The 26,829-nt window shown below is 52.2% G+C and carries 26 protein-coding genes, 1 pseudogene and 1 riboswitch; all 27 genes and pseudogenes read left to right on the forward strand.

Annotated features, from left to right (window positions below):
• The first annotated feature begins 96 nt into the window (after positions 1–96).
• The 27 genes and pseudogenes from ACTQZS_RS06695 (at position 97) to cobA (ending at position 26,646) form a co-directional block, all read left to right on the forward strand.
• Positions 97–453 (forward strand): Asp23/Gls24 family envelope stress response protein, encoded by a 357-nt coding sequence (locus tag ACTQZS_RS06695; protein ID WP_441475131.1) that lies wholly within the window; start codon positions 97–99, stop codon positions 451–453.
• Positions 454–473: 20 nt separating this feature from the next.
• Complete coding sequence (locus tag ACTQZS_RS06700; RefSeq protein WP_441475132.1) at positions 474–2,147, forward strand: DAK2 domain-containing protein; 1,674 nt, start codon at positions 474–476, stop codon at positions 2,145–2,147.
• Between the two features lie 316 nt (positions 2,148–2,463).
• Positions 2,464–4,542: an ATP-dependent DNA helicase RecG gene (gene recG / locus ACTQZS_RS06705; protein WP_441475133.1), complete on the forward strand. Its 2,079-nt coding sequence runs from the start codon at positions 2,464–2,466 to the stop codon at positions 4,540–4,542.
• Between the two features lie 428 nt (positions 4,543–4,970).
• On the forward strand, positions 4,971–5,663 hold the full coding sequence (locus ACTQZS_RS06710) for a DUF6465 family protein (protein WP_441475134.1): 693 nt from the start codon (positions 4,971–4,973) through the stop codon (positions 5,661–5,663).
• Between the two features lie 260 nt (positions 5,664–5,923).
• Positions 5,924–6,334, forward strand: coding sequence for a methylglyoxal synthase (locus ACTQZS_RS06715; RefSeq protein WP_441100347.1), 411 nt, complete (start codon positions 5,924–5,926; stop codon positions 6,332–6,334).
• Positions 6,331–6,894: a 16S rRNA (guanine(966)-N(2))-methyltransferase RsmD gene (gene rsmD / locus ACTQZS_RS06720; RefSeq protein WP_441475135.1), complete on the forward strand. Its 564-nt coding sequence runs from the start codon at positions 6,331–6,333 to the stop codon at positions 6,892–6,894. Before ACTQZS_RS06715 ends, rsmD begins: the two co-directional genes overlap by 4 nt.
• Positions 6,895–6,897: 3 nt before the next feature.
• On the forward strand, positions 6,898–7,401 hold the full coding sequence (gene coaD, locus ACTQZS_RS06725; RefSeq protein WP_441100343.1) for a pantetheine-phosphate adenylyltransferase: 504 nt from the start codon (positions 6,898–6,900) through the stop codon (positions 7,399–7,401).
• Between the two features lie 145 nt (positions 7,402–7,546).
• Positions 7,547–8,212: an ATPase gene (locus ACTQZS_RS06730; RefSeq protein ID WP_441100342.1), complete on the forward strand. Its 666-nt coding sequence runs from the start codon at positions 7,547–7,549 to the stop codon at positions 8,210–8,212.
• 70 nt (positions 8,213–8,282) lie between these two features.
• A complete protein-coding gene (locus ACTQZS_RS06735) occupies positions 8,283–9,116 on the forward strand; it encodes a GTP pyrophosphokinase (RefSeq protein ID WP_441475136.1) in 834 nt (277 codons plus the stop codon).
• Between the two features lie 14 nt (positions 9,117–9,130).
• On the forward strand, positions 9,131–9,703 hold the full coding sequence (locus tag ACTQZS_RS06740) for a hypothetical protein (RefSeq protein WP_441475137.1): 573 nt from the start codon (positions 9,131–9,133) through the stop codon (positions 9,701–9,703).
• A gap of 101 nt (positions 9,704–9,804) precedes the next feature.
• Positions 9,805–10,947 (forward strand): RluA family pseudouridine synthase, encoded by a 1,143-nt coding sequence (locus ACTQZS_RS06745; RefSeq protein ID WP_441475138.1) that lies wholly within the window; start codon positions 9,805–9,807, stop codon positions 10,945–10,947.
• Between the two features lie 31 nt (positions 10,948–10,978).
• Complete coding sequence (lepB, locus tag ACTQZS_RS06750; protein ID WP_441475139.1) at positions 10,979–11,731, forward strand: signal peptidase I; 753 nt, start codon at positions 10,979–10,981, stop codon at positions 11,729–11,731.
• A 12-nt stretch (positions 11,732–11,743) separates the two neighbouring features.
• A complete protein-coding gene (locus tag ACTQZS_RS06755) occupies positions 11,744–12,313 on the forward strand; it encodes a Holliday junction resolvase RecU (protein WP_441475140.1) in 570 nt (189 codons plus the stop codon).
• A gap of 182 nt (positions 12,314–12,495) precedes the next feature.
• The gene (hisZ, locus tag ACTQZS_RS06760; protein WP_441475141.1) at positions 12,496–13,764 is read left to right on the forward strand and encodes an ATP phosphoribosyltransferase regulatory subunit; all 1,269 of its coding nucleotides are present in this window, start codon (positions 12,496–12,498) and stop codon (positions 13,762–13,764) included.
• Positions 13,761–14,411, forward strand: a complete 651-nt coding sequence (hisG, locus tag ACTQZS_RS06765) for an ATP phosphoribosyltransferase (protein ID WP_441475142.1) — start codon at positions 13,761–13,763, stop codon at positions 14,409–14,411. The genes hisZ and hisG overlap by 4 nt, the downstream gene beginning before the upstream one ends.
• A 163-nt stretch (positions 14,412–14,574) precedes the next feature.
• Entirely contained in the window at positions 14,575–15,876 is a 1,302-nt protein-coding gene (gene hisD / locus ACTQZS_RS06770) for a histidinol dehydrogenase (RefSeq protein ID WP_441475143.1), read from the forward strand.
• 3 nt (positions 15,877–15,879) lie between these two features.
• Complete coding sequence (hisB, locus tag ACTQZS_RS06775; protein WP_441475144.1) at positions 15,880–16,467, forward strand: imidazoleglycerol-phosphate dehydratase HisB; 588 nt, start codon at positions 15,880–15,882, stop codon at positions 16,465–16,467.
• Positions 16,468–16,745: 278 nt separating this feature from the next.
• Positions 16,746–17,090 (forward strand): annotated as a pseudogene (gene hisI / locus ACTQZS_RS06780) (phosphoribosyl-AMP cyclohydrolase); the annotation flags it as partial.
• A 157-nt stretch (positions 17,091–17,247) separates the two neighbouring features.
• Positions 17,248–17,366, forward strand: a riboswitch (cobalamin riboswitch).
• 110 nt (positions 17,367–17,476) lie between these two features.
• Positions 17,477–18,160: a precorrin-2 C(20)-methyltransferase gene (gene cobI / locus ACTQZS_RS06785; protein ID WP_441100330.1), complete on the forward strand. Its 684-nt coding sequence runs from the start codon at positions 17,477–17,479 to the stop codon at positions 18,158–18,160.
• Entirely contained in the window at positions 18,157–19,431 is a 1,275-nt protein-coding gene (locus ACTQZS_RS06790; protein ID WP_441475145.1) for a hypothetical protein, read from the forward strand. Before cobI ends, ACTQZS_RS06790 begins: the two co-directional genes overlap by 4 nt.
• Before the next feature lie 173 nt (positions 19,432–19,604).
• Entirely contained in the window at positions 19,605–20,450 is an 846-nt protein-coding gene (locus tag ACTQZS_RS06795) for an ABC transporter ATP-binding protein (RefSeq protein WP_441475146.1), read from the forward strand.
• 81 nt (positions 20,451–20,531) lie between these two features.
• Positions 20,532–21,263 (forward strand): ABC transporter permease, encoded by a 732-nt coding sequence (locus tag ACTQZS_RS06800; protein ID WP_441100327.1) that lies wholly within the window; start codon positions 20,532–20,534, stop codon positions 21,261–21,263.
• 26 nt (positions 21,264–21,289) lie between these two features.
• A complete protein-coding gene (locus ACTQZS_RS06805; RefSeq protein ID WP_441475147.1) occupies positions 21,290–22,120 on the forward strand; it encodes a sirohydrochlorin cobaltochelatase in 831 nt (276 codons plus the stop codon).
• Positions 22,121–22,132: 12 nt separating this feature from the next.
• Positions 22,133–23,380, forward strand: a complete 1,248-nt coding sequence (gene hemA / locus ACTQZS_RS06810; RefSeq protein WP_441475148.1) for a glutamyl-tRNA reductase — start codon at positions 22,133–22,135, stop codon at positions 23,378–23,380.
• On the forward strand, positions 23,377–23,889 hold the full coding sequence (locus ACTQZS_RS06815; protein ID WP_441475149.1) for a precorrin-2 dehydrogenase/sirohydrochlorin ferrochelatase family protein: 513 nt from the start codon (positions 23,377–23,379) through the stop codon (positions 23,887–23,889). Before hemA ends, ACTQZS_RS06815 begins: the two co-directional genes overlap by 4 nt.
• A gap of 153 nt (positions 23,890–24,042) precedes the next feature.
• Entirely contained in the window at positions 24,043–25,029 is a 987-nt protein-coding gene (gene hemC, locus ACTQZS_RS06820) for a hydroxymethylbilane synthase (RefSeq protein WP_441475150.1), read from the forward strand.
• A gap of 105 nt (positions 25,030–25,134) precedes the next feature.
• On the forward strand, positions 25,135–26,646 hold the full coding sequence (gene cobA, locus ACTQZS_RS06825; protein WP_441475151.1) for a uroporphyrinogen-III C-methyltransferase: 1,512 nt from the start codon (positions 25,135–25,137) through the stop codon (positions 26,644–26,646).
• The last annotated feature ends 183 nt before the right edge of the window (positions 26,647–26,829 follow it).

The following is a 26,829-nucleotide window of genomic DNA, read 5'->3' on the forward strand; positions in this document are numbered from 1 at the left end:
GGGCTTACCAGTCCTCCGGATGTCATCCGGACTTATACGGAGCCCTGAATCCGATTACAGTATTGTCAGTATTGTATATATAGAAAGGAGCAGGAGATGAAAGGACGCGTTAATTCGGAATTCGGCGAAGTAGTCATTAATCCCGATGTCATCGCAACCTATGCCGGCAGCGTTGCCGTAGAATGCTTCGGGATTGTCGGAATGGCTGCCGTCAACATGAAGGACGGCCTCGTCCGTCTGCTGAAAAAAGACAGCCTGAAGCACGGCATTCACGTGATGATCAGCGATAACAAAATCTCCCTGGAGTTCCACGTAATTATCGCCTATGGTGTGAGTATCTCCACGGTAGCACAAAATCTGATCGACAGCGTGAAATATCAGCTCGAGGAATTTACCGGAATGAAGGTTGAGCATGTACGCATCATCGTTGAGGGCGTACGGGTAATAGACTGATATCTGAGGAGGATATAGTTTTGGCTGAAAATACAATTGATGCCAGTCTTCTGGCGCATATGTTTTTAACCGGCGCCCAGAATCTGGATGCCAAAAAGGATTGGATCAATGAATTAAACGTGTTCCCGGTACCGGACGGTGATACCGGAACGAACATGACCATGACCATCATGTCCGCGGTTCATATGGTACAGGATATCGACAGCATGAACATGAAGGATCTGGCAAAAGCGATTTCTTCCGGATCTCTGCGCGGGGCACGCGGAAATTCCGGCGTCATCCTTTCACAGCTTTTCCGGGGGTTCACCAAGGTTGTTAAAGGCTCTGACGAAATTGATATTCCCATGATCGCCGACGCCTGTGAAAAGGCAGTAGAAACCGCCTATAAGGCTGTAATCAAACCTAAGGAGGGCACCATTCTCACCGTCGCGAAGGGAATGGCCGAGATCGCCCGCAAACTTGTGGACGCGCAAATGACACTCGACGTCTACATCAAGAATATCATTGATTATGGCAACGAGGTTCTCGCAAAGACTCCTGACATGCTTCCGGTTCTCAAGGAGGCCGGCGTCGTCGATTCCGGCGGACAGGGTCTTATCACCATCCTCGAGGGCGCGTATGACGGCCTGATGGGAAAGGAAGTAGATCCCGACCTCGGTAAGGCAAAGGATGAGAATGCAGACAGAAAAGAGGCTCCGGAGGAAAAAGAGCCTGAAAAGCCCCGATTTATCTACAGTGCGGAATTTATCATCAACAGCGAGAAATCGCTTCCGCAGGCACAGATCGATGAACTCCGCACCTTCCTCGTCACAAACGGTGAACAGGTGGTGATTATTCCGGACGCCAGAGAGCTGAAGGTACATGTGCATACAAACGAACCCGGTCAAATACTTTCCAAGGCGCTGACGCTCGGCAGGCTGACCTGCATCAGCATCGACAACCTCCTCGTGGAGCACCATGAAAAGCTGATCAAGAACCCATCCAAGGCAGCCAGAGATCAGGCAGATGAGCTTCTTCGGAGAACCACTCCCGCAAAACCGGTCGGCTTCATCGAGGTTTGTGCCGGCGACGGCTTTGAAGAAATCTTCCGGGGCCTTGGCGCCGATTACATCATCAAGGGCGGACAGACCATGAATCCGAGCACTGAGGACGTGCTGGACGCGATTGATCAAGTCAATGCGGAAAACATTTTCCTGTTCCCGAACAACAAGAACATTATCATGGCAGCCCGTCAGGCGCAGGATCTGGTGCGCGAGAAGAATATCATCGTGATCCCGTCAAAGACGATCCCGCAGGGAATCACCGCACTGCTCGGATATGATCCCGCACAGAATGTTGAATCAAATCAAACGGCAATGATGGACGCCATCGCAAATGTCCGCACCGCAGAGGTAACTTACGCAATCCGCGACACCACGATCGATAACGTTGAAATTCATCAGGGAGACATCATGGCAGTCGGTGACGACGGAATTCTCTCCGTAGGCAAGGATATCGAGGATACCTCCCTCGCATCCGTGGAGAAGATGATGTCCGACGACGCTGAGCTTATCAGCATATATTTTGGTAAGGAATTCTCAGAAGAGAACGCAAACCGCCTCGCTCAGAAGATCACCGAAAAGTTCCCGGATGTAGACGTCGAAGTGAACAACGGCGGACAGCCGGTCTATTACTGTATCCTGTCCGTTGAGTAAAGCTGCACACGTTCGCAGGAAATTTCACAAACTCACGCAGAATCTTTAACGCGCCTGCAAACGAGATAAAACGCGCTTCGCTGCTTTTATCCCGCTATCGTGACGCTCGTCTCTTCCGAAAGCTCCGTGTTCGGATGAGGCTCACTGTTCGCGTAACGAGATAAAACACGCTGCGCGAGTTTTATCTCGCTATCGCGACGCTCGCCGCACACGAATACTTCGCATTCGGCTGCGGCTCACTGTTCGCGTAAATCTATGAAGCTGCCCGTCCGGTCAGAAGACCGGTGAGGCAGCTTCCTTTGCAGAGGAAAAACATATGCCATCCAGAAAGATACCTCCCCATTCCATCCGGAATCTGAAAGGAATCGGGGAAAAATCCGAGATTCTGTTCAACCGGGCAGGAATTTTCACCACAGATGATCTGATCCGGTATTATCCAAGAGAATATGACTCATACGAGGAACCCGTTTCCGTCGGAGCGGCCGTCCCCGGTCAGAAAAACGCCGTCTTCGGACGGATCACCCGAAAGCCCTCGGTCCGGACATTTGGAGGAAATTCCATTACCATGGCTGTCCTCAAGGACGAGACCGGTTCTCTGCAGGTGAACTGGTTTCACATGCCGTTCCTCGCCTCCACCCTGAAGCCCGGCATGGTCTATATTTTCCGGGGACCCGTCATAGAGAAAAGCGGCAGACGGATCATGGAGCATCCCGAGCTTTTCACACCGGCCGCCTACGATAATCTGCGGGGGCAGTTACTCCCGATCTATGCACTGACGAAGGGGCTCACAAATCAGGCCATTCGAAAAGCCATGGCACAGCTTATACAGACCCGGGACCGCATCCCCGAAATCCTTCCGGAAGAAATCCGTGAACCTCTTGGTCTTGCGGAGATAAATTTTGCGCTCGATCAGATTCATTTCCCGGATTCCCGTGACAGCCTCCTCTCTGCCCGAAACCGTCTCTGCTTCGATGAGTTCTTTTTCTTCCTTCTGGGAATCGCCCGTATGAAGGACCGGAATCGCGACAGAGTCAACCATTTTCCGATGAAGACCGTGTGGAAGACAGAGGAAGTCATCGACGCCCTTCCATACCGTCTAACCCGCGCACAGCAGCGGGTGTGGAACGAACTGGAGAAGGATCTTGCCTCGAACCGGCTGATGGAACGGCTGATTCAGGGTGATGTCGGAAGCGGAAAGACTATTCTCGCTTTTCTGGCCATGATCATGGCATTTGAAAACGGCTGGCAGAGCGCAATCATGGTCCCGACAGAGGTTCTCGCCGAGCAGCATTTCGCATCCCTCACGGCACTTCTTGAAAGCAGCGGCATTGAGGGCGCATGCCCCGTTCTTTTGCGAGGCAGCTGTACGCCAAAGGAAAAAAGAGAAATCTATGAGAAAATCGCCTCAGGAGAGGCAATGATGATCGTCGGCACGCACGCGCTCATCCAGGAGGCCGTGACATATCCAAATCTCGGTCTCGTCATTACGGACGAACAGCACCGCTTCGGTGTCCGACAGCGCATGACGCTTGCCGGAAAGGGCTATCCTCCGAATGTGCTTGTCATGAGTGCCACGCCGATTCCCCGCACACTGGCGATGATCCTCTACGGGGATCTGGACATTTCCGTACTCGACGATATGCCCCGGAACCGGCTTCCCATCCGGAACTGTGTCGTCGGGACCTCCTACCGGGAGACCGCCTACCGCTTCATGGAAAAGCAGATTGCGGACGGACATCAGGTCTATATCATATGCCCCATGGTCGAACCCAATGAGGAAATCCCCTGCGAGAATGTTACGGAATACTGCCAGAAGATCCGGGAGCGTTTTGACGCCGCCATCCGGGTCGAAGCCCTCCACGGCCAGATGAAGCCGCAGCAGAAGCAGGAGATCATGAACGCCTTCGCCGCTGGTGAAATCCAGATTCTCGTCTCCACGACGGTCGTAGAGGTCGGCGTCAATGTGCCGAATGCCACCGTGATGATGATCGAAAATGCGGAGCGTTTCGGCCTCGCCCAGCTTCACCAGCTCCGCGGCAGGGTCGGCCGGGGAAGCGCCCAGTCCTACTGCATCTTCATGCAGGGCGATGGAAAAAAAGAGACCTCAAAGAGGCTGGAAATTCTCAACGAATCCAACGACGGGTTCTATATTGCAGAACAGGATCTGAAGCTGCGGGGACCCGGAGATCTCTTCGGCGTGAGGCAGAGCGGCATAGCGGTTTTCCAGATTGCGGACATCTACCGGGATTCCGCTATCCTGAAGGCAGCATCCCGGGCAGTAAACGACCTGCTTTCCATGGACCCGGAACTTGCACTGCCGCAGAACCGTGAGCTGAAAAAGGCCCTGGATCAGTATATCAATCGTTCAGGAATTGCTTCCGGATTTCCCGACTGAAACATATTCGTATCCGGGTTCTCTCGCGCGTCATTCTACGTTAACGGCCACAACACCTACCCGCGAATGGTCGGGGTTCTCTCGCGCGTCGCGCGCGTCGTTCCGGGATGTTCCTTTTGTGCGAACGATCTCTGCACAAGATTCTCTCACGCGTCGTTACCGGACCCGATTTCGAAGAGCTCTCTTTTTTCATGTATAAGCGGCGCATTGCTTCGTCCTTCGCACACCTGAAATCCTTCAGGTGTGCGCAAATACGTTGTACGAAATGCCGACCGAAGCGCTTCATTCTATCATGGTTATATCCGAATCGCTGATTTTTTTCCGGTATTCTTGAAAAAATAAAGAAAAAAGAATAATATAGATAAGAATCATATTTGACCATCAAATTTTTAAACAATTATCAGTTGAGTCATTATGGAGGAGAGAAAATGGCAGAGGCTAAGAAGACAGCTGCTGTAGCTAAGACCGAAATGAAAAAGACACCGGAAGCAGCGAAAACGAACGTAGTTGAAAAAGTAGCGGCAAAGGTTGAGAAGAAAGCCGAGAAGGTGGAACATAAGGTCGAACAGGCGGCAGCAGAGGTCAGAAAGACAGCCGCTGACATCAAGACTGCAGAGAAGAAGGCAGCCGACGAGATCAAAACCGCTGAGAAGAAGGCGGCATCTGATATAAAGACTGCTGGCGCAAAGACCGCAGCTGACATCAAAACTGCAGGTGCAAAGACCGCAGCTGATATTAAAGCCGCAGAGAAGAAGACTGCCGTTGCGGCAAAAACTGCTGCAAAGAAGCCTTCAAAGGCATCCAGACCGGCAGTTCACAAAGCGGCGAAATCCGCAAAGGCTGCTGTGACAAAAGCTGCTGCCACGGTGAAGAAAGAAGCCGAAAAGGCAGTTGCCGCAAAGCAGGCACACGCTGCCGAGGCAAAGCAGACCGTTGTTCTCCAGTACCTCGGGAAGGAGATTCCTTACAGCGAGCTTGTTGACCGCGCAGTCGATGCCTGGAAGGCAGCCGGCAAAGACGAAGCCGCTCTGAAGGAAGTCAAGGTATATGTAAAACCGGAAGAGAACAAGGCATACTACGTACTTAATGACGGCGAAGAGATCGGCAGTTTCGACATCTGAGTTTATCACCAATTCAAGCGAGACCTCTAAGGGGCTTCCGCAGCGGACATCTGCTCGGCGGCCTCTTTTTGTAGTAAAAACCCATAATCAAACCGTTTGCGGTTGCGAAATGTTTGTGCATTTGTTATAATGTGATCAGAAAACACTCGTGCTATATCGGCACAACAATTTGTATACGTCCCTGCGGCACTTCGCTGCTTCACAGCTTCCGTGCCGCTGACAGATATTCAGGCAGTGCAGGAAAGGGAGCATCACAACGCATGAACATTGGAATAATCGCACATAACAGCAAGAAGAGTCTGATCGAAGATTTCTGCATCGCATATAAGGGGATTCTTGCAAAGCACGAAATTTATGCGACCGGTACAACCGGAAGAAGAATCGAAGAGGTAACAAACCTTCACATCCATAAGTTTCTGGCGGGAAGCCTCGGCGGTGACAAGCAGTTTACGGAAATGATCGAGAGAAATGACATGGATATGGTTATTTTCTTTTATAACCCGGCAATCATTGATCCGAGAGAACCGGATGTTGTCAAGATCATGAAGTGCTGTGACCAGTATACCATCCCGATCGCAACAAATATCGCCACGGCAGAAATGCTGATCCTCGGTCTGGACCGCGGCGATCTTGACTGGAGAATTCAATATAAAGAGGCAAAGGAAGAATGAGAGTAATCGCCGGAAAATGCAGAAGTCTTCCGCTGAAGACACTTCCCGGTAAGGATACCCGCCCGACAACTGACAGGATCAAGGAAACGCTTTTCAATATACTCCAGAATGATATTCCGGGGTGCCGTTTCCTTGATCTTTTTTCAGGAAGCGGAGCAATCGGTATCGAGGCGCTGAGCCGGGGTGCAGAAAGCTGCTGTTTTGTAGACAAAAGCCGCCAGGCAGTAAGTATCATAAACGACAACCTTCGTTTTACAAAGCTGGAAAATCAGGCAACGGTGCTTCAGATGGATGTCATGTCAGCAGTCCGGTACCTTTCCGGACACGCGCCCTTCGACGTCGTCTTTCTGGACCCGCCGTATCTTCATGATCTGGAAAAGGAGGCACTCGAGGCGCTCCGCGCTGCTCCCTGTGTGACCGGGGATACCCTTTTTGTCGTCGAGGCTTCCATCAAAAACGATTTTTCCTGGCTTGACAATTCAGGCTATACATGTATTAAATGGAAGACATACAAAACTAACGAGCACCTTTTCCTGAGGCTCGATTCAGCAGGAGAATAACAGATGGTTATCGCCGTTTATCCGGGTACCTTTGATCCTGTGACCTATGGTCACCTCGATATCATTACCCGCGCATCAAAATTATACGACAAGCTCATCATCGGGGTTTTGCACAATTCTGCAAAAACTCCGTTGTTTTCATCAAAGGAACGTGTTAATATACTTAAGAAAGCCACGAGTGGGATCCCGAACGTCGAGGTACAGGCATTCGAAGGTCTGTCCGTCGATTTCGCGAAGACCTGTCACGCAAGTGTGATTGTGCGAGGGCTGCGCCTCATCACTGATTTTGAATATGAACTTCAGATGGCACAGACAAACCGCAAGCTTGCCCCCGATGTTGATACCACTTTTCTCTATACGGCACTTCAGTACTCGTATCTGAGCTCTACAACCGTGAAGGAGGTTGCTGCGTTCGGAGGCGATATCAGCGAATTTGTGCCTCCTTTTGTGGCGGGTGAAATACACCGCAAGCTTGGTGACATCCGACGCATTCACAGCGAAGACTGAAATATCCGCTGAATATTTTTTTCCGGACAACGCCGCGTGCGGATTCGGATCGGCACAGCTGAGGGGCAGTTGCCGGTCATAATCGGACGGATTATTCTTCCGGAATTCAGATGATACAGGTAAATTAAGGTAAGGAGTATAAATAATGAGCAGCAGCAGAATTGAACAGATCATTGAGGAGATAGAAGAATATGTGGAGAACTGCCGGTATCAGCCGTTATCCACTACCAAGATCATTGTAAATAAAGAAGAGCTGGAAGAACTTCTCCGCGAGCTTCGTCTGAAGACACCGGATGAGATCAAGCGCTATCAGAAGATCATCGGCAACAAGGATGCGATTCTTGCGGACGCGCAGTCAAAGGCGGACAATATTATCGCAGAGGCAGAGAAGAAGGCCCAGGAGCTGACTTCAGAGACCGAGGTCATGCAGGCAGCCTATGCGCAGGCAAATGATACCGTCAATCAGGCGAATCAGCAGGCGCAGGATATTCTGGATTCCGCCCAGAATGACGCGAACAACATCCGCTCGAGCGCGATCACTTATACTGATCAGCTTCTCGGGAATATTTCCTCGATCCTCAGCAATGCTATGGCCGAGGTCGGAGAGAAGTACAACGATTTCTCCGGTTCCCTGCAGAGCTACTATGATCTTGTAAATCAGAACAGAAGTCAGCTTGCTCCGATGGAGGACAACAGTTCCACATCCGGCAATCCGGCGGACACTGCTCAGGAGACCGGCGGACAGACAGCATATGACGATTCCGACGACGTGGATGAGGATGATGACGCCGATTACGAGGATGAAGAGTAAATTTTGAACTTATCGCAGCTCATTCCGGAAAGGGATGGGCTGTTTTTTGTTATGAAGCAAGGTGCAGAATATGGATATCATCATGTGGCATAAGGTCCTCAGCCCCTATGTAATGGCTGTGGATGAACTGATTCTGAAATTTGATTCCCTGCGGAGAGAATTTCAGGAGCAGGGGCAGTACTGCCCGATCGAGCATGTGACCGGACGCGTCAAAAGCATTTCCAGCATACTCGACAAAATGGCAAAGAAAAATATCCCGCCGGAAAAAATGGAAGAGCAGGTAGAAGACATTGCGGGCATACGCATCATCTGTCAGTTTACCGAGGATATCAGCAGAGTTGCCAGTCTCATCACCAGCCGGACCGATATCGAGCTGGTCGAAATCAAGGACTATATCCGCAACCAGAAGCAGAGCGGTTACCGCAGCTATCACATGGTTGTGCATTATGAAGTGAACACCATCAACGGGCCGAAGAAAATTCTGGTCGAGATCCAGATCCGGACCATGGCGATGGACTTCTGGGCTACGACGGAGCACTCTCTCCAGTACAAGTACAAAGGACAGATCCCCGAGCGGGTCGGCAGCCGTCTGTCCAATGCCGCGGACGCCATCATTTCTCTGGACAGCGAGATGTCTTCCGTCCGCGATGAGATCATGGACGCCCAGCTTTCCTCCAAGCTCCGCTACAATCTCGTGGAAGATATCGTAAATACCATCGAGAGTCTCTACCGGATGACCTCGAAGCGCGAGGTGGAAAAAATTCAGGAAGAATTCTATCGGATCTATCAGTCCGGTGACGTGGAAGAGCTGGTCCGCTACCATCATCAGCTGGATCTTATCGCTCAGGCTTATCACGCCCAGAAAAACCGCGTCGATGAAGGCATAAAAATCAGTGAAGAATAAAAGGAGACAGAGGTTTGAAAATCGAAAAGGGTCAGTACGGCTACATCCGACACGAAAAGTTTAAGAGAGTTCTGAGAACCGTTATCGCGTTTGCGATTGATTTCGCCATCTTTGCTTTTGGCCTGATCATGAACAACGGCAGCCGCCGCAACATCTATTCGATTATCGCAGCGGTCGGCTGCGTTCCCGCGGCAATGTCAATGGTTGGAATGATCATGATGCTGATGAGAAAGCCGATGGATCAGGAACTCCATACGGATATCGAGACCCACGCCGGCTCTCTCCCCATGCTGTACGAACTGTACCTGACCACTCGCGACCAGAATCTCTTTATTGACGCGGTGGCCGTGTGCGGAGAGTATATCACCGCATATACCCATGAGAATGCTGCGCCCGGTGTTCTTCAGTTTATGGAAGGCCACATCCGGAAATCGGTTCTGCAGAGCGGATATAAGGTCACCGTCAAAATCTTTTCTAATCGAAAGAATTTCCTGGAGCGCATCGACCAGATGCGGGAAAAGCAGGCGGAGTACCGCATGGACCGCGATGACGAGGTCGCGGCAATCCTCCGGCAGCTTGCCCTCTAATTGTTTTATTGCACTTAATTGTTTTTATTGTTTTGCATTGCTTTAATTTTTATTCGCTTTTTATGGCTTTCAGCCGCTTTCAATAATATGTAGGAAGAAGAATGATTCAAATCACCATTGACACCGAAACTGCTTCCCAGCGTCTGGATAAATTTCTCAGAAGATATCTTCCGGAGGCGGGAAGCGGTTTTCTGTATAAACAGCTGCGCAAAAAAAATATTACACTTAACGGAACGAAAGCTACCGGAAAGGAACTTCTGCAGGAGGGAGACGAAATTCGAATCTTCTTTTCCGATGAAACGCTGCGTAAATTTTCCGCAAAAGAGTCTCTCCCGCAGAAGAACAAATCTGGAAAAACCGGGCCTTCTCTTGCCGCATCGGACATCCTCTTTGAGGACTCTCACGTGCTGATTCTGAACAAAAAGGCCGGGATTCTCTCGCAGAAGGCAGCCCCGGAGGACATCTCCCTGGTGGAAATGATCCAGTCATACCTGACCGAAAAAGGCGAGCTCACAGAGGAAAGTCTCCGCATCTTCCGTCCCTCTGTGGTCAACCGGATCGACCGCAATACAAGCGGAATTGTGCTTGCCGCAAAGACGCTCGCCGCCGCACGGGAGCTTTCCGAATGCCTGAGAGACCGGACCGTACACAAATACTATTATGCCCTGACAGAGGGCGAAATCCTGGAGCCCGCCCGCATCAGTGCATATCTCACGAAGGATCCCCGGACCAACCGGGTGACCGTTCATGACAGAGCATCCGTCCGAACATCTGTCGCAGGCGCAGTGCCTTCCCGAACATCTGCAGCATCCATACCGGACAACGTTCAGATCCTTGATGCGAAGCTGACATTCGCCGCGGAAGGTGTGCAGAATCCCGGCGAATACATCGAGACGGAATACACCCCTGCAGAGCATTTCCGGATCACGGACCCGCACGGACAGCCCGCTTCCTTTACCTTGCTGAAGGTTAAACTGATCACCGGAAAGACCCACCAGATCCGAAGCCATCTTTCTTTTATTGGACATCCCATCATCGGTGATGTAAAATATGGTCTCAGAAACCGGAACGAGGATTTTCGCAAGAGCTTTGGCCTTCGAAGGCAGTTTCTCCACGCGTCGGAGCTTGTTTTTCCCCCGATGAACGGCGTACTTTCTGATCTCTCGGGAAGAACTTTTCAGGCCCCCCTGCCTGATGACCTCAGAACCACGCTGAAAAAGCTTGAAGCAGCCAACCGGCTGTAACATCAGTATACCTTTCAGGAAAGAAGAACACATGAGTAAAAAAACCGATACCAATTCCACTGACACCCGTCCGGAAGAGACGGACGAGAAAACACCGGTAACCACACCGGACGACCGGAAGGAGAGTATCCGTAAGGATGTTTTCGACTACGTGAAAATCATTGCGATCGTTCTGATCGTTATGTTTGTCCTTCAGAAATTCATCATTGTCAATGCACGGATTCCATCCGCATCCATGGAACCGACGATCATGACCAACGACCAGATCTTTGGAAACCGCCTGGCCTACCTGAACAGCGATCCGAAGAGATATGACATCGTCATTTTCCGCTATCCTGATGACGAATCGCGTCTGTTCATCAAACGGGTCATCGGTCTTCCGGGCGAGACCGTCGACATCCGGAACGGTGACGTCTATATCAACGGAAGCAAGACTCCTCTGGATGACAGCTTCTGCGCAGCGCCGGACTCCACCGACACCGGAAATCTGACGTTCCCGCTCACCGTTCCGGCAGACAGCTACTTCATGCTGGGCGACAACCGCGTTTATTCCAAGGATTCCCGATACTGGGAAAATCCCTTTGTCAAAAAGGAAAAAATCCTTGGAAAGGCCTTCTTCCGCTACTGGCCGCTGAACAAGATCTCGGTGATCAACAGCAAAGAGGCGGACTATTATGATCCGACAGCAGATACTGCCAGTGCCGCGGTCTCTGGATTTTCCGGGGCAGCAACGACATCTGCGGGATTCCCGGCGCTGAATCCTGCTTCTGTATTCGGATTCTGAGGCGGTCTCACGATGGCAACCTGGAATTCAAGAGGGCTTCGCGGTTCCACCCTCGAGGACATGATTAACCGGACAAATGACCAGTACCGGGAACAGGGACTTGCGCTGATTCAGAAAATCCCGACCCCGATCACTCCGGTCAGAATGGACAAGGAGACCCGACGCATCACTCTGGCATATTTCGATCAGAAAAGCACCATTGATTACATCGGAGCAGTGCAGGGCATTCCCGTCTGCTTCGATGCCAAGGAATGCAAGACCGATACCTTTCCTCTGGCAAATATTCATCCGCATCAGATCCGTTTTATGTCTGATTTCGAGAAGCAGCAGGGGATATCCTTTCTCCTCATTTTCTATTCCTCACGGGATGAATATTATTATCTTCGCTACGAAGAACTGCTCCGGTTCTGGAATCGTATGGAAGCAGGCGGGCTGAAGCGTTTTCATTTTGATGAGCTTACGCCCGCTTTTTTTCTCCGGAAGAGAGCCGGTATTCTGGTGCCTTACCTGGATGGAATCTCGAGAGATCTCGCCCTGCGGGACGCGGATGCAGCAGGGGGCGCCGATTTCGATGCTGAATAAGCCCTCTGCCTGTCTTTCTCCGTCGTGCGCAGAAGGCAGGAGAGTGCCCGCAAAAGCGACGCACATGAACTCCCTCACAATTATTCCTTGTATTTAGCGTAGTAGTATGGTAGCATACTAAAGTGACGAATAAAAAACATCTGAAGAACAATCTTAACCGTTCAGACAAACAGGAGAACGCCATGAAAAAATTAATCCACACCCCCGAGGGTGTCCGTGACATATTCGGCCGTGAATGCGACCGGAAGAGATATCTGGAGAGACAGATCGAGAAGCTCTATCATTCCTACGGATATCAGTCGATCGAGACCCCGGGGTTTGAATTCTTCGACGTCTTTGCAAAGGAAGTCGGTACGACTCCCTCCCGCGATCTCTATAAATTCTTCGACCGCGACGGCAACACTCTGGTGCTGCGCTCGGATTTCACGCCTTCCGTTGCCCGCGCCGTTGCCATGTATTTCGGCGAAGAGGAGATGCCGCTCCGGCTGTGCTATCACGGAAGTATCTACCGCAACAATCATTCCTACCACGGAAGCCTGAATGAGAGCACGCAGATGGGCGTGGAATTTATGAACGATGACAGCGCCGAAGCCGACGCGGAGATCATTGCCCTTGTGGTATCCACCATGCGCAGGGCGGGACTGGAGAATTTTCAGGTCAGCATGGGCCACGTGGATTATTTCAATGCCCTGGCGGAGGAAGCCGGCATGAGCGAGGATTCTCTGCAGGAGCTCAGAAACCTCCTTGCCGCGCAGAACCGCTTCGGCGCGGAGGAACTGATCGATCACCTGAACATCCGGCCGGATCTGAAAAAAGCTCTGGTTGAGATGCCCGGTCTCTTCGGCAGCGAGGAAGTCCTGGAACAGGCGAGAACACTGACCGGAAACCGAAGCTGCCGTGCCGCGGTCGACCGGCTGGAACGGATCTATCATTTCCTGAAGATGTACGGCTGTGAAAATTACGTTACCTTTGACTTCGGTCTGGTAACCGAATACCGGTATTACACAGGGATCATCTTCCAGGCCTATACGTATGGCTCAGGTGACGCACTGATCAAGGGAGGCCGGTACAACCGCCTCATTGAGCACTTCGGAAAGAAATGCGCTGCCGTCGGTTTTGCCACGGAGATTGACTCCCTTCTGAACGCCATAGAGCGGCAGAAGATCTCCCTTCCCGTAGAAGATATCAAGACAATGATTCTTTACCCGGCGGAGCTGGAGGAGATGGCCATTCATTATGCAGGTTCCCGGAGAGCAAATGGCCTCGATGTCGCCTGTGTAAGGTTTGAATACGGAAAGGTCCTGGACGATTACCGCAGATACGGCATGCGCAATCAGTTCGGCGGCATTATCTATTTCCGCTCGATGGATGAGGTCTACGCGATCAACCTTTCGAACGGCAGTACCGAAAGAATCTATCCCTTTGGCGGAAACGGAGGACAGGCACAATGAGATATCTTACCTTTGCGCTCACAAAAGGCCGTCTGGCGGAACAGACCATGGCCACGCTTGAAAAGCTCGGCATCAGCTGCGATGAGATGAAGGACAAGAGCACCCGCAAGCTGATCTTCACCAACGAACAGTACGGTCTGCGTTTCTTCCTGGCAAAAGGCCCGGACGTTCCCACCTATGTCGAGTACGGCGCAGCCGATATCGGCATCGTCGGCAAGGACACCATAATGGAAGAGAACCGGAAGATCTATGAAGTTCTCGATCTTGGCTACGGGAAATGCAGAATGTGTGTCTGCGGCCCGGCATCCGCAAGAGAATACCTCGACCACAACCAGCTGATCCGCGTGGCAACGAAGTATCCGAACATCGCCAAGGACTATTTTTACAATAAAAAGAATCAGAACATGGAAATCATCAAGCTGAACGGATCCATCGAGCTGGCGCCCATCGTAGGGCTGTCTGAGGTGATCGTTGATATCGTTGAGACCGGAACCACTCTGAGAGAAAATGGTCTTCAGGTTCTCGAAGAGGTATGCCCGCTCTCCGCGAGAATGGTCGTGAACCCGGTCAGCATGAAAATGGACAACATGCGAATCACAGACCTGATCCGCCGGATCAAGGCGGTTCGCGCGCAGGAACAGGCATAGTACACCGAATCAACACAGCCCGCGCGCAGGAACAGGCATGGTTCGCCCGATCAGCATGGTCCCCCTCAGGAGCACGCGTGAGCCGGACTGCTGAAATCATCTGACAATGCAAATGAAATACAAGGCTGCGGCAGGCAGCATGAACACTGCAGGAGATAAGAAAATGAAAATCGTTGAACTCAGTGAAGAAAACAAAAAGGAAGTACAGAAAAACATCCTCCAGAGAAGTCCTTCCACCTTTGGAGCACAGGAAGCCACCGTCCGCTCCATCATCGAGGACATCAAGGCGCGCGGCGACGAGGCGGTTTTTGAATACACAAAAAAATTCGACCGCGCAGAGATCACCACGGACAATTTCCAGGTAACAGAGGAAGAAATCCGGGCCGCATACAAGGAAGTGCCCCCGGAACTCCTCGATGTTGTCCGCAAGGCACTCGTAAATATCCGTGCCTTCCATGAGAAGCAGAAGCAGAACAGCTGGATCACGACCACGGAAAAAGGAACCATTCTCGGGCAGAAAATCACGCCCATGCAGAGAGTCGGAGTCTATGTACCCGGCGGAAAAGCAGCATATCCTTCATCCGTACTGATGAACATCGTCCCCGCCAAGGTTGCGGGTGTCGAAGAGGTCATCATGACAACCCCCTGCAATGCCCAGGGAAAGGTGAATCCTGTCGTTCTTGTTGCCGCCAATGAGGCAGGAGCTGACAGGATCTTCAAGGTGGGCGGAGCACAGGCGATTGCCGCGCTTGCCTTCGGCACGGAGAGCATCCCGAAAGTAGATAAAATCGTCGGTCCAGGCAATATTTTTGTCGCACTTGCAAAGAAAGCAGTATACGGCAATGTAAGCATCGATTCTGTCGCCGGCCCCTCCGAAATCCTGGTTCTCGCAGATGAGACCGCCAATCCGAGATACGTCGCCGCAGACCTTCTGTCCCAGGCGGAACACGATGAGATGGCCTCCGCCGTTCTCGTCACCACAAGTGAAGATCTCGCCCGGAAGGTCAGCGCTGAAGTTGACGGATTTCTCAAGATCCTGTCCAGACGTGAGATTATTCAGAAATCCTTGGACAATTTCGGACGGATTCTTGTGGCGCGAAGCAGACAGGAGGCAATCGATGCCGCAAATGAATTTGCTCCGGAACATCTGGAAATCGTCATGAAAGACACCTTCGAGGTTATGACAAAGATCCGCAACGCCGGCGCCATCTTTATTGGTGAATACAGCAGCGAACCGCTCGGCGACTATTTTGCCGGACCGAACCACATTCTTCCGACGAGCGGAACCGCCAGATTTTTCTCGCCTCTGAGTGTAGATGATTTTGTCAAGAAATCCAGCATCATCCATTATTCCAGAGAGGCCCTCAAGGAGATTCACAAGGATATTGAACAGTTTGCAAAATGTGAGCAGCTCACCGCACATGCAAATTCCATTGCGGTCCGCTTTGAAAATGACGAGGACTGAACCATGAGCAGAACAGCTACCGTAAAGCGCAATACAAAGGAGACGCAGATCACCGTCACCATCAACCTGGACGGCACCGGAAAAACAGACCTGGATACCGGCGTAGGTTTTTTCAACCATATGCTGGACGGCTTTGCCCGTCACGGTCTCTTCGACCTGACCATCCACGTAAAGGGCGATCTGAATGTTGACGATCATCACACAATCGAGGATACCGGCATCGTACTCGGCACTGCCATTCGGCAGGCTTGCGGAGACAAGAAGGGCATCCGCCGTTTCGGAAGCTGTATCCTTCCGATGGATGAAACCCTGGTGCTCACTGCCATCGATCTTTCCGGCCGTCCCTATTTCGTATATGACGCAGACTTCACCACGGACAGAATGGGAGACATGAGCACACAGATGGTCCGGGAATTCTTTTACGCGATTTCCTACTCTGCGGAAATGAATCTTCACATGAAGGTCATGTACGGCGAAAACGATCATCACAAGGCAGAGGCACTGTTCAAGTCCTTCGCAAAATCTCTCGATCAGGCCACCTCTCCGGATTCAAGAATCACAGACGTCCTGTCCACGAAGGGAAGCCTCTGATCCACCGTCCGCAAACCGGAAGATCGAATATCCGGCCCGATTTTATAATAAACCTCATACGATAAGTCGTGCCACATACTGTATAAGCTACGGATTGCTCCGTGCTTCGCACTCCTGCAATCCTACAGGTGACCGACTTCGTCGGTCTGTCGCGGCGTTCGCCCCACCGCTTCACACTTTGTGTGAGCGGATGTGGCTCACTGCCCGCGCATATCATGAATCCGCAAAATTTGGAAAGGACGCAGCTGATGATACAAAATCAGGAAGAAAAAGCAAAGACCAATACACAGAAGTGCAGCCTTGCCTGGAGGGACTTCAAACTCAATGAGAGCGGCCTTGTCCCCTGCATCGTGCAGGACTGCCGCACCGGAGAAGTTCTCATGCTCGCCTATATGAACGAGGTGTCCTTCCAGAAGACGCTGGAGAGCGGACGTATGACATACTGGAGCCGGAGCAGGCAGGAGCTGTGGATCAAAGGACTGACATCCGGACATTTCCAGTATGTTCAGTCCCTTACCCTGGACTGTGACAACGACACCCTTCTGGCAAAGGTAGAGCAGATAGGAGCTGCCTGCCACACCGGAAGCTATTCCTGCTTCTTCAAGGAGCTTTACCGTCGCGAGGAGGCATAGTACTGTTTTCACCGCAGCGTGAAGTCATGAAATGTGAACAGTTCTCGTTTATGACGATTTCAAAATCTTTACCTCTTGCGATTTCATAATCTTTACCTTGCATATACTACTCCGTTAAACTATAATAGTGGATACACACGGAAGATTTTGAAACACAAATTCTGACTGTATGTGAAGGGGGAAGCAGGTGCGAATCCTGCGCTGTCCCGCAACTGTGAGTATCATTCTGATACAAGCCAGAGCACCCGCATACGGCACTGCAAATGACACGACGGATGGATGATTGCAGAACATAGCGATTGACTGTGCTTGTGTCCCACGCAGGTCGTTTCCCCTACCGGAAACGGCTTTTATTTTTGTCTAAGGAGAAATTTATAATGTCAGGAATATTATTTGGAATTGGAGTCGGACCCGGAGATCCGGAATTAATGACGCTGAAGGCTTGTCGTATCCTCCGCGAAAACGAGGTCATCGCTGCTCCCGGTGAATCTGTGAAGGATACTGTCGCGTATAAAATCGCGGTGCAGGCGGTCCCGGAAATCGCGGACAAAACGCTGATGCCGATCTTCATGCCGATGGTCATGAACAAGGCCGAACAAATTGAGAATCACAAAAAGGGTGCCCGTCAGATCGAAAAGGTTCTCGACGAGGGAAAAAATGTCGTCTTTATCACTCTCGGGGATCCCACGATTTACTCTACTTTCTCTTATGTACAGGAAATCGTAGAGGCGGACGGATATGAGACCGCCCTCGTCAGCGGGATCACCTCGTTCTGCGCCGCTGCCGCCACCCTGAACATACCGCTCACGGAGTGGACGGAGCAGCTTCATATCATTCCCGCGGTACATAAGTTGGATGTTCCCCTCGACCAGCCCGGCACCTACGTGCTGATGAAATCTGGCAGCCATATGGACGCTGTCAAGGAAAATCTCCGTGCCTCGGGCAAAAAGGTTGAGATGGTCGAGAACTGCGGCATGCCGGGACAGAAGATCTACCGTTCTCTGGATGAGATTCCCGATGACGCGGGATATTTTTCACTGATCGTCGCAAAGGAAAAATGAAGAAGCTTCCATTAAAAAACAACCTGCGAAGGGTACTTCCCGTCCTCTTTCTGGCTCTGATGACCGCAGCCGCATCGTTCGGCCCCATATCTGTTTCCGCTGATCAGGAACACAGCGACGTGGCGGGAAGCGGAGAGACCGTTTCCACCAGGCCTGTCGGCCGATACGGAATGACACCGATCAGAGGAAGCGATGTCAATGATGGCACCTACGATATCGACGTCGATGTCAGCTCACAGTTTTTCCGGATTGACTCCTGCAAACTGACAGTCAATGACGGCAAAATGACCGCAGCCATCCAGCTTGATACCTTTTCCTACTCGCTGATCTATAACGGAACCGGGAAAGAAGCCGCCAAGGCCGATGCTTCTGATTATATTGAAATCACTGAGGATAAAGAAGGCTATGCCTCCTTCACGATTCCGGTGGACGCGCTGGATAAGCAGATTTCCATTGCGTCCTTCAGCACACGGAAGAACAAATGGTACGACCGGACAATTCTGTTTGACGCGACCTCTCTTCCCGCATCGAGCCTTCACGTAACTTTGCCGGACTTCGATGCCATCGAGGACGGGCTGAAGGCAATCGGCTACGACACGGATAAGCTTGACGCGGCCAGCGATCTCGCTAAAGCCAAACGAGACACTTCTGAGACCGCCGGCTCCTCTTCAGGAGACGTTTCCGGGACTGCCGGTTCTTCTTCAGAGAGCACTTCCACAGACAAAAAGCCTTCCGCAGATGTCCCCGCAGACACAGGCGAAAGCCTGTCCTCAGTCTCGGCTTCTTCTGCCGCATCCCAGTTGGACGCTCCCGCCGAAAGCGGGAATGCCGTATCGGTTGACCGGAAAGACGGCGAGTATTCCATCGAGGTCAATATGACCGGCGGAAGCGGAAGAGCAAGCGTCACCTCGCCCACCCTTCTGATCATACGGAACGGAAAGGCATACGCTAAGCTTTACTGGAGCAGCACCTACTACGACTACATGATTGTTGACGGCGTCAAATACCAGAACAACACCAGAGACGGCGGAACCTCGACCTTTATCATTCCGATCACCTCCATGGACGCGCCCGTACCGGTGATTGCCGACACAACCGCCATGGGGGATCCTGTGGAAATCAGCTATCAGCTCACCTTCTATGCGGACACGATCGGAAGCAGGAATCTCGTTCCACAAATTGCGACGAGGCGGGTACTCATTGTCGCCCTGTTTATCATCCTGGCCGGCGCTGTCCTCAGCTTTCTCACCCGGAAGACAAGGTATCGCTGAGCCGTGCGAACGGGACGGAACCGTCGCTCTCAGCACCTAAAACAGTGTGATGCGACGCTCTCCGAGCCAAAGAGCAGTACAAAGCGACATTCTCCGCACCAATAGCAATGTGAAACGGTACTCTCCGGACGATTTTTCAGCAGCCGGATAATCAGAAATATCGGATATACGAAATGATCGAATTACAAAATCTCACAAAAAAATTTGATGACTTCACTGCCGTGGACCATCTCAATCTGACGATCAATACCGGAGAATTTTTCGGACTTCTCGGCTCAAACGGTGCCGGAAAGACAACGACCATCAGCATGATCTCGACGGTCCTTCTTCCTACGGAGGGAGCGGTCCTGATTGACGGCGAAAAGGTCACCCGCAAATCCTCGGCGCAGAAACGAAAGCTTTCCATCGTCACCCAGGAATACTCCATGCGCCAGGACATGACCATGGATGAGGTAATGGAATATCAGGGCAGACTCTACTATATGCCCCGCAAGGTCATTCGCCGGAAAACCGATGAGCTGCTCGAATTTGCCGGTCTCATCGACTACCGCAGGCGCATTGTCCGGCATCTGTCCGGCGGCATGAAACGCAAGCTGATGATCTGCCGGGCGCTGATGACAGATCCCGGGATCATCCTTCTAGATGAGCCCACTGCAGGCATGGACGCCTTTGCGAGGCGGCAGATGTGGGAACTTCTGAGGAAGCTGCAGCGCCAGAACATCACAATTATCCTGACCACGCATTATATCGAGGAAGCAGAGGCGCTCTGCGACCGGGTTGCCTTTCTTCACAAAGGCAAACTGGACGTTGTTGACACTCCCTCAAATCTCATCCTTTCCCTTGGAAAATACGCTGTCGATGAAGCCACCGATGAGGGACAGAAGAGCCATTTCTTCTCCGACCGAAGGTCAGCAATTGATTATCTGGATGGACTCGACCCTGACGCTACGGCGTCTCTTCGCAGGACCACCCTTGAGGATGCGTTTGTGGAACGCATCGGGAACCGCATTCGCAGATGATGGCAGCAGTGAACCAATGGATTTCCTTACAGTACCGACAACGATAGCAAAGCGGGCATACGAACAGACAGGAAAGAACGAATGGGAATAATTACCGTATTATGGGAAAAATGGGCGGAGTTCAAGCGGGATTTTTTCAAGATCACACTGGCATCCATGATCTCGCCCCTGATGTATCTGATTATTTTCGGCCTCGGCATACAGGCAACCTCGCACGGAGAGCCGTACCTCAACTACCTGATTCCCGGCATCGTAGCCATGTCCACCATGACCGGAAGCTTCAGCGCGGTGGCTCAGAACATGAGCGTTCAGCGGCTATATGAGAAAGCACTCGATCAGGTAATGATTTCGCCGACGCCCCTGTGGCAGTTCATCGCGGGACAGATTATCGGCGGCGCGCTCCGCGGGATGTACGCATCCTGCATCATCCTGCTTCTCACAATGTCGATCCGGACGGGACTCATCTTCAACTGGAAATCCTTCCTGATCATGTTCCTGAACGGCATGGTATTTTCCACGATGGCACTGGTTCTGTCCTTTCTGGCCAAAAGCTACTCGGACGCGCCGAGATACAACGCCTACATCATCGTTCCCATGTCGTTTCTGTGCAATACCTTCTTCTCGACGGATCAGATGCCTGCCGCTTTCCGGTATTTTGTGGGATTTCTCCCGCTGTCCCAGGCGAGCAACATGATCCGGAGTATTTCAGCCGGAATCGATCCGGGCTGGGGCGGGGTTGTCATTCTGCTGATCTATCAGGCAGCCTTCACCCTGCTCTCCGTCCTGTTTATTTACAAAAAGAAAAACCTGTAAGGCATCTTCGCCGGAAAGGAAATACAATGTCTGATAAAGCGATCCTTGTTGCAAGCTTCGGCACTCTCCAGGAAGACAGTCAGAAAAGATCGATCGGCGCTCTCGAGACAGAGGCCGCATCTTTTTTCTCTGACAGAACTCTTTACCGCGCCTGGACAAGTGCCTTTATCCGGAAACGTCTGTTATCCTCCGGCCGCACGCCGGCAGCCAGCACAGAAGAGGCCATTGCACGGATGCTTCGCGATGGAATCCGGGATGTGCTCGTACTCCCCGCATTCGTATTCGAGGGAAAGGAGTATAGAGATCTCTGCGCCCGGTTCGCGGATATTCAGAAAGGGGAAAAAACGAAAGCTGGGAATTCCTCTGCGTCCGCTAAGTTTGAAAAAGTCCGCATCGCCAGGCCGCTTCTCAGCTCCGGTGCGGATCTGGACGACATCATCCGCTTTCTGACGGACAGCTTTCCCGGCCGCGAAGACGACGAAACCGTCATCCTCATGGGGCACGGAACCACCTACGGACTCGGCGGAATCTATTCCACGCTTGATCGGGAACTTGAGAAGCGGGGGCTTCAAAACATCATGCTTGGTACCATCGATTCCCCGGAAATCGGATTTGATCATGTTCTCTCTGAACTGCAGACAGCTGCCAAGAACGGACGCCACATCCATCATCTCATCCTGATGCCCTTTCTGATGACTGCGGGAAATCATGTGATCGTCGACATGGCCGGAAACCAGCCGGATTCCTGGAAGTCCCGGCTTGAAAGCGCCGGGTATGAGGTCACCTGCGTCCTGCAGGGTCTCGGCGAATCAGAAGCGATTCGCCGTCTGCTGATCCGGCATGCCCTTAGTAAGTAAGTGAGGTAAGTTATGATTCAGATGGTCGGAACGGACCATACACTGGCACCCGTCAATGTCAGGTCCTTTTTCTCCTTTACAAAAGAGGAGAGTATACAATTCATGACACAGATCCAGATAGATCTGAAAGCAGACGGCGTACTGCTTTTGTCCACATGCAACCGGATGGAACTGTGGGTCAGCACGGACCGAGAAGAGCCGGACAACCTTCTCCATGAGATCTGCCTGTTCAAGGATGTGAACGAGGAGAGATACCGCGGCTATTTTCAGGGACGCACCGATGAGGAAGCTGTGGAGCATCTCTTTGCTCTCACCTGCGGATTAAAATCCGCTATCCTCGCGGAGGACCAGATTCTCACTCAGGTCAAATCCTCCCTCGCCTTTGCCCGGGAGAACTATTTTACCGACAGCGTCATCGAAGTTCTGTTCCGGATGGCCGTCACTGCCGCGAAGAAAGTCAAGACAAGCGTGACCTTCACCCATGCCGATTCCACTGCCATCGAGCAGGCCGTATCCATGCTGAAGGAACAGCGATTCAACTTCAAAGGCGCGAACTGCATGGTCATCGGAAATGGCGAATACGGCAAAATCGCCGCCAATACTCTTGTCAAAAACGGAGCCAATGTCACGGTAACGGTCCGCCAGTATCACCGCGGCCATGTGGAAATCCCTGCAGGATGCAGCCGCATCAATTACGGCGACCGCATGCAGTATCTTCCGGAGTGCGACCTCGTAGTCAGCGCCACAACCAGTCCCCACCTCACCATTGAATATGATGATCTTCTGGGCATGCATCCGGACCACCCGATCATTCTGATTGATTTCGCGATCCCTCAGGACATTGATCCCCGCATTTCTCATCTGAAGAGCTTCACGCTCTACAATATTGATGACTTTCATTCGGATGCGGACCCCGAAAATGAAGCCAACCGGGCTGCCTATCGGCAGACGCGGGAAATCCTCGCCGAAGAAGAAAGCGAGTTCTGGTTCTGGATGAATGACCGCGATCTCGTGCCGAGGATTCATCGGATCAAGGATCAGGCGGTGGAGGACTACAACCTCCGGATGCGAAAGATCATCCGAAAGCTCCCCCTCACCGGAGAAGAGCAGATGGTGCTTAACGGAGACATGGATCGTGCCGTCGGAAAAGTAATTGCCAAGCTGATCTTTGACCTTCAGGACCATCTGCCCGACCATGAATTCCGGGAATGTGTCGCAGGGATGGAGAAGGTTTTTGAAAAGGAGGATGATAACTCATGAGCACCCCTCAGGGAAAACCGTTTTTTCCGGTATTTCTTGATTTATCCGAAAAAAAAGTTGTCGTCGTCGGCGGTGGATCCATTGCGGAGCGCCGGATTCTTACCCTGTCCCGCTTTGTTGGCAGCATCACCGTGATAGCGCCGGAAGTCACCGATGCCATCAGCCGGATCACTTCCGATACGCAGCAGGCACCGGTCACCTGGATTGCGAAATCCTATGAACGCACCGATATCATGGATGCGGACCTTGTACTTGCCTGCACCGATGACCCTGATCTGAACAACGACATCTATGTCGCCTGCAAGTGTCTCGGAATCATGGTCAATGACTGCAGCGATAAGAACAAATGCGATTTTTACTTTCCAAGCGTTGTACAGAAGGACGGCATCGTCGTCGGCATCAACGCAGGAGGCACGGACCATCACCGTGTCAAAGCTGTCCGTCAGCGGGTAGAAGAGGCCCTGGAATGTAAGACCTCCCTCTATTCCGATGGCACGATGAACCGGTAAGTCCGTTCTTCCGTTCTTCCGCCACCGGGACGAGAACCGGTAAGTTCGTTATCTGCCAGCGGTACGAGGGCGGCGAGCCGGCGCATACAAACCCGGCCATGTATATCCATCATATTCAAACATCTGATATATGTCATGAAAGAGCATCCAATTATGAAGAAACGAAAATTAATAATAGGAAGCCGTGAGAGTACTCTCGCGGTGGTACAGAGCAATCTCGTTATTCAATATCTGAACAAGGCTCATCCGGAGCTGGATACCGAACTTCTGACCATGAAGACGACCGGAGATAAAATCCTCGACCGCCGGCTCGACCAGATCGGCGGAAAAGGGCTCTTCGTCAAGGAGCTCGACAAGGCTCTCCTGGAACATCGGAGCGACTACTCGGTTCACAGCCTCAAGGATCTTCCCATGGAAGTACCGGATGAACTTCCGGTCGTCGCTTATTCAAGGCGGGAAGACCCCAGGGATGTGCTCGTCCTTCCGAAAGGTCAGACAGAGCCGGATCTCACAAAACCGATCGGGACCTCCTCGCTCCGAAGAATTCTGCAGCTGAAAAAGCTGTTCCCGGGTGCCGTCTTCCAGAGCGTGCGCGGCAATCTTCAGACCCGCCTCCGAAAGCTCGATGAGGGACAGTACGGCGCCATCGTACTCGCCGCCGCAGGCATGAAACGTCTCGGTATGCAGGACCGGATCAGCCGTTATTTTTCGGTCGATGAGGTGATTCCCTCTGCCGGCCAGGCCATACTGGCTGTACAGGGCAGAAGAGGAGAGGACTCCTCTGTATTTGACGATTTTGCGGACGAGGATTCCTTCTATGCCGCAACCTGCGAGCGGGCGTTCGTCCGTTATTTGAACGGAGGCTGTTCCTCGCCCATCGCTGCTCACGCCACTGTCTACGCGAACGAAGACGCTTTTCGGAAAGCCCTCGGGGACAAGGCGCCGGAGCTTTTTCACGCCCCTGAAGCAGGCATGGATCCCGAAAAAGCCGCATGCGGAAGTCAGAAACTGATCTACCTCCGCGGATTGTACTACAGCGAAGAGACCGGAGGGTATTCCACCGGTGCCGCTGCCGCACGCGCCGGCGATTCAGCCGCTCTTGGCATCGCTCTCGCTCAGAAATTACAGGCAGAGATCTGAAAATATAACACCACGGACTTCAGGCGCAGATCCGCGAACATCACAGATCCAGGAAAATCGCAGATATGGAAAGACACAATCGCAAGAAAGGTACGGAATTAAGGAATGAAGAAAGGTAAAGTATGGCTCGTAGGAGCCGGTCCCGGAGATCAGGGCCTGTTCACAATCAAGGGAAAAGAAGTCCTGCAGAATGCAGATGTGGTGCTGTACGACAGCCTCGTGGGTCCCGGCGTGCTTGCCATGATTCCCGACACCGCGCGCACCATCAATGTCGGAAAAAGGTCCAGCCACCACACCATGCCTCAGTGGAAGATGAATGAGCTGATTCTGGAAGAAGCGCAGAAGGGAAACCGGGTGGTCCGCCTGAAGGGGGGAGATCCCTTCCTTTTCGGAAGAGGCGGAGAGGAACTGGAGCTCCTGGCCGAGAACGGCATCCCCTTTGAGGTCGTCCCCGGCATCACCTCGCCGATCGCGGTTCCCTCGTACAATGGCATTCCGGTCACACACAGAGATTTCACCTCGTCCCTTCATATCATCACCGGACACAAAAAAGCCGGCGATGTCTATGACATCGATTTCCACGCCCTCGTACAGACAAAGGGAACCCTCGTTTTTCTCATGGGAATCGCCTCCCTCAAAGATATCTGCAAGGGACTTCTGGATGCCGGAATGGAACCGGACATGCCGGCAGCTGTTCTCCAGAAAGGTACCACGGCACGCCAGAAGAGAATCATCGCCACTGTCTCCACACTCCCGGATGAAGTAAAAAAGCAGGGTGTGGAGACACCGGCCATCATTGTGGTCGGCAGGGTCTGCACGCTGGCGGATACCTTCGAATGGTACGAGAAGCTTCCGCTCTCCGGCTTCCGGGTTCTTGTGACTCGTCCAAGAGGTCTCTCCTCCGAGATGGCCGCAAAGCTCAGAGCGCAGGGCGCTGACGTCCTTGAGGTTCCGTCCATCGCGACCGTTCCGATTGAAAACAATCTGAAGCTGATCCACGCCATCCAGAACCTTCGGGACTATCAATGGATCGCCTTTACCAGTCCCAGCGGCGTTAAAATCTTCTTCGATCAGATGCGCACCTCAGAAGTAGACATCCGGAATCTCGCCGGTTTAAAAATCGCCTCCATCGGAAAGGGCACGGCTAATGAGCTCGGAAAATACGGACTGATCCCCGACCTGATACCTCCGCGCTATGACGGGGAAGCTCTCGGAGAATGGATCGCCCGCAAGGCAGATCCGGACGACCGGATTCTGCTGCCGAGGGCGGAAATCGGCAGCAAGGCAATCCTTGAAAAACTGAAGGACTTTGCTGTCGACGACATTCCCACCTATCACACCGTACCCCTTAAGTCCGAAGCCGTGAACGAAACAGAGCTCTTCGAACATGGTGAGATCGACTGTGCCGCTTTCACCAGCTCCTCCGGCGTCAAGGCGTTCCTGGCCGCGAATCCCGACCTCGACATGAGCCTTGTAAAAGCCGCCTGCATCGGAAGGCAGACACAGGCTGCCGCTGACGCCGCCGGGATGGAGACCTTCTGCGCTGATAAAGCGACCATTGACAGCCTTCTGGAACTGATCATTCAGATACACGATCACTACAGACAGAACGACTGACACTCCGGCAAAGGACAGCTTCTGGATATCCATAGTGAAAGCCGCACTCACCTGCAGGCACAACAACTAACGAACAAATTCGGCTATCCGCAGTGAGAGATGTTCACACCTGCAGGCACAACGGCTGACACTCCGGCATAAGGGCCCATGTCCACAGAATTCTCTGACACACTGGCAACCGCT

The organism is Bilifractor sp. LCP19S3_H10, assembly GCF_052119185.1.
In the GTDB taxonomy this organism is placed as follows: Bacteria; Bacillota; Clostridia; order Lachnospirales; family Lachnospiraceae; genus Bilifractor.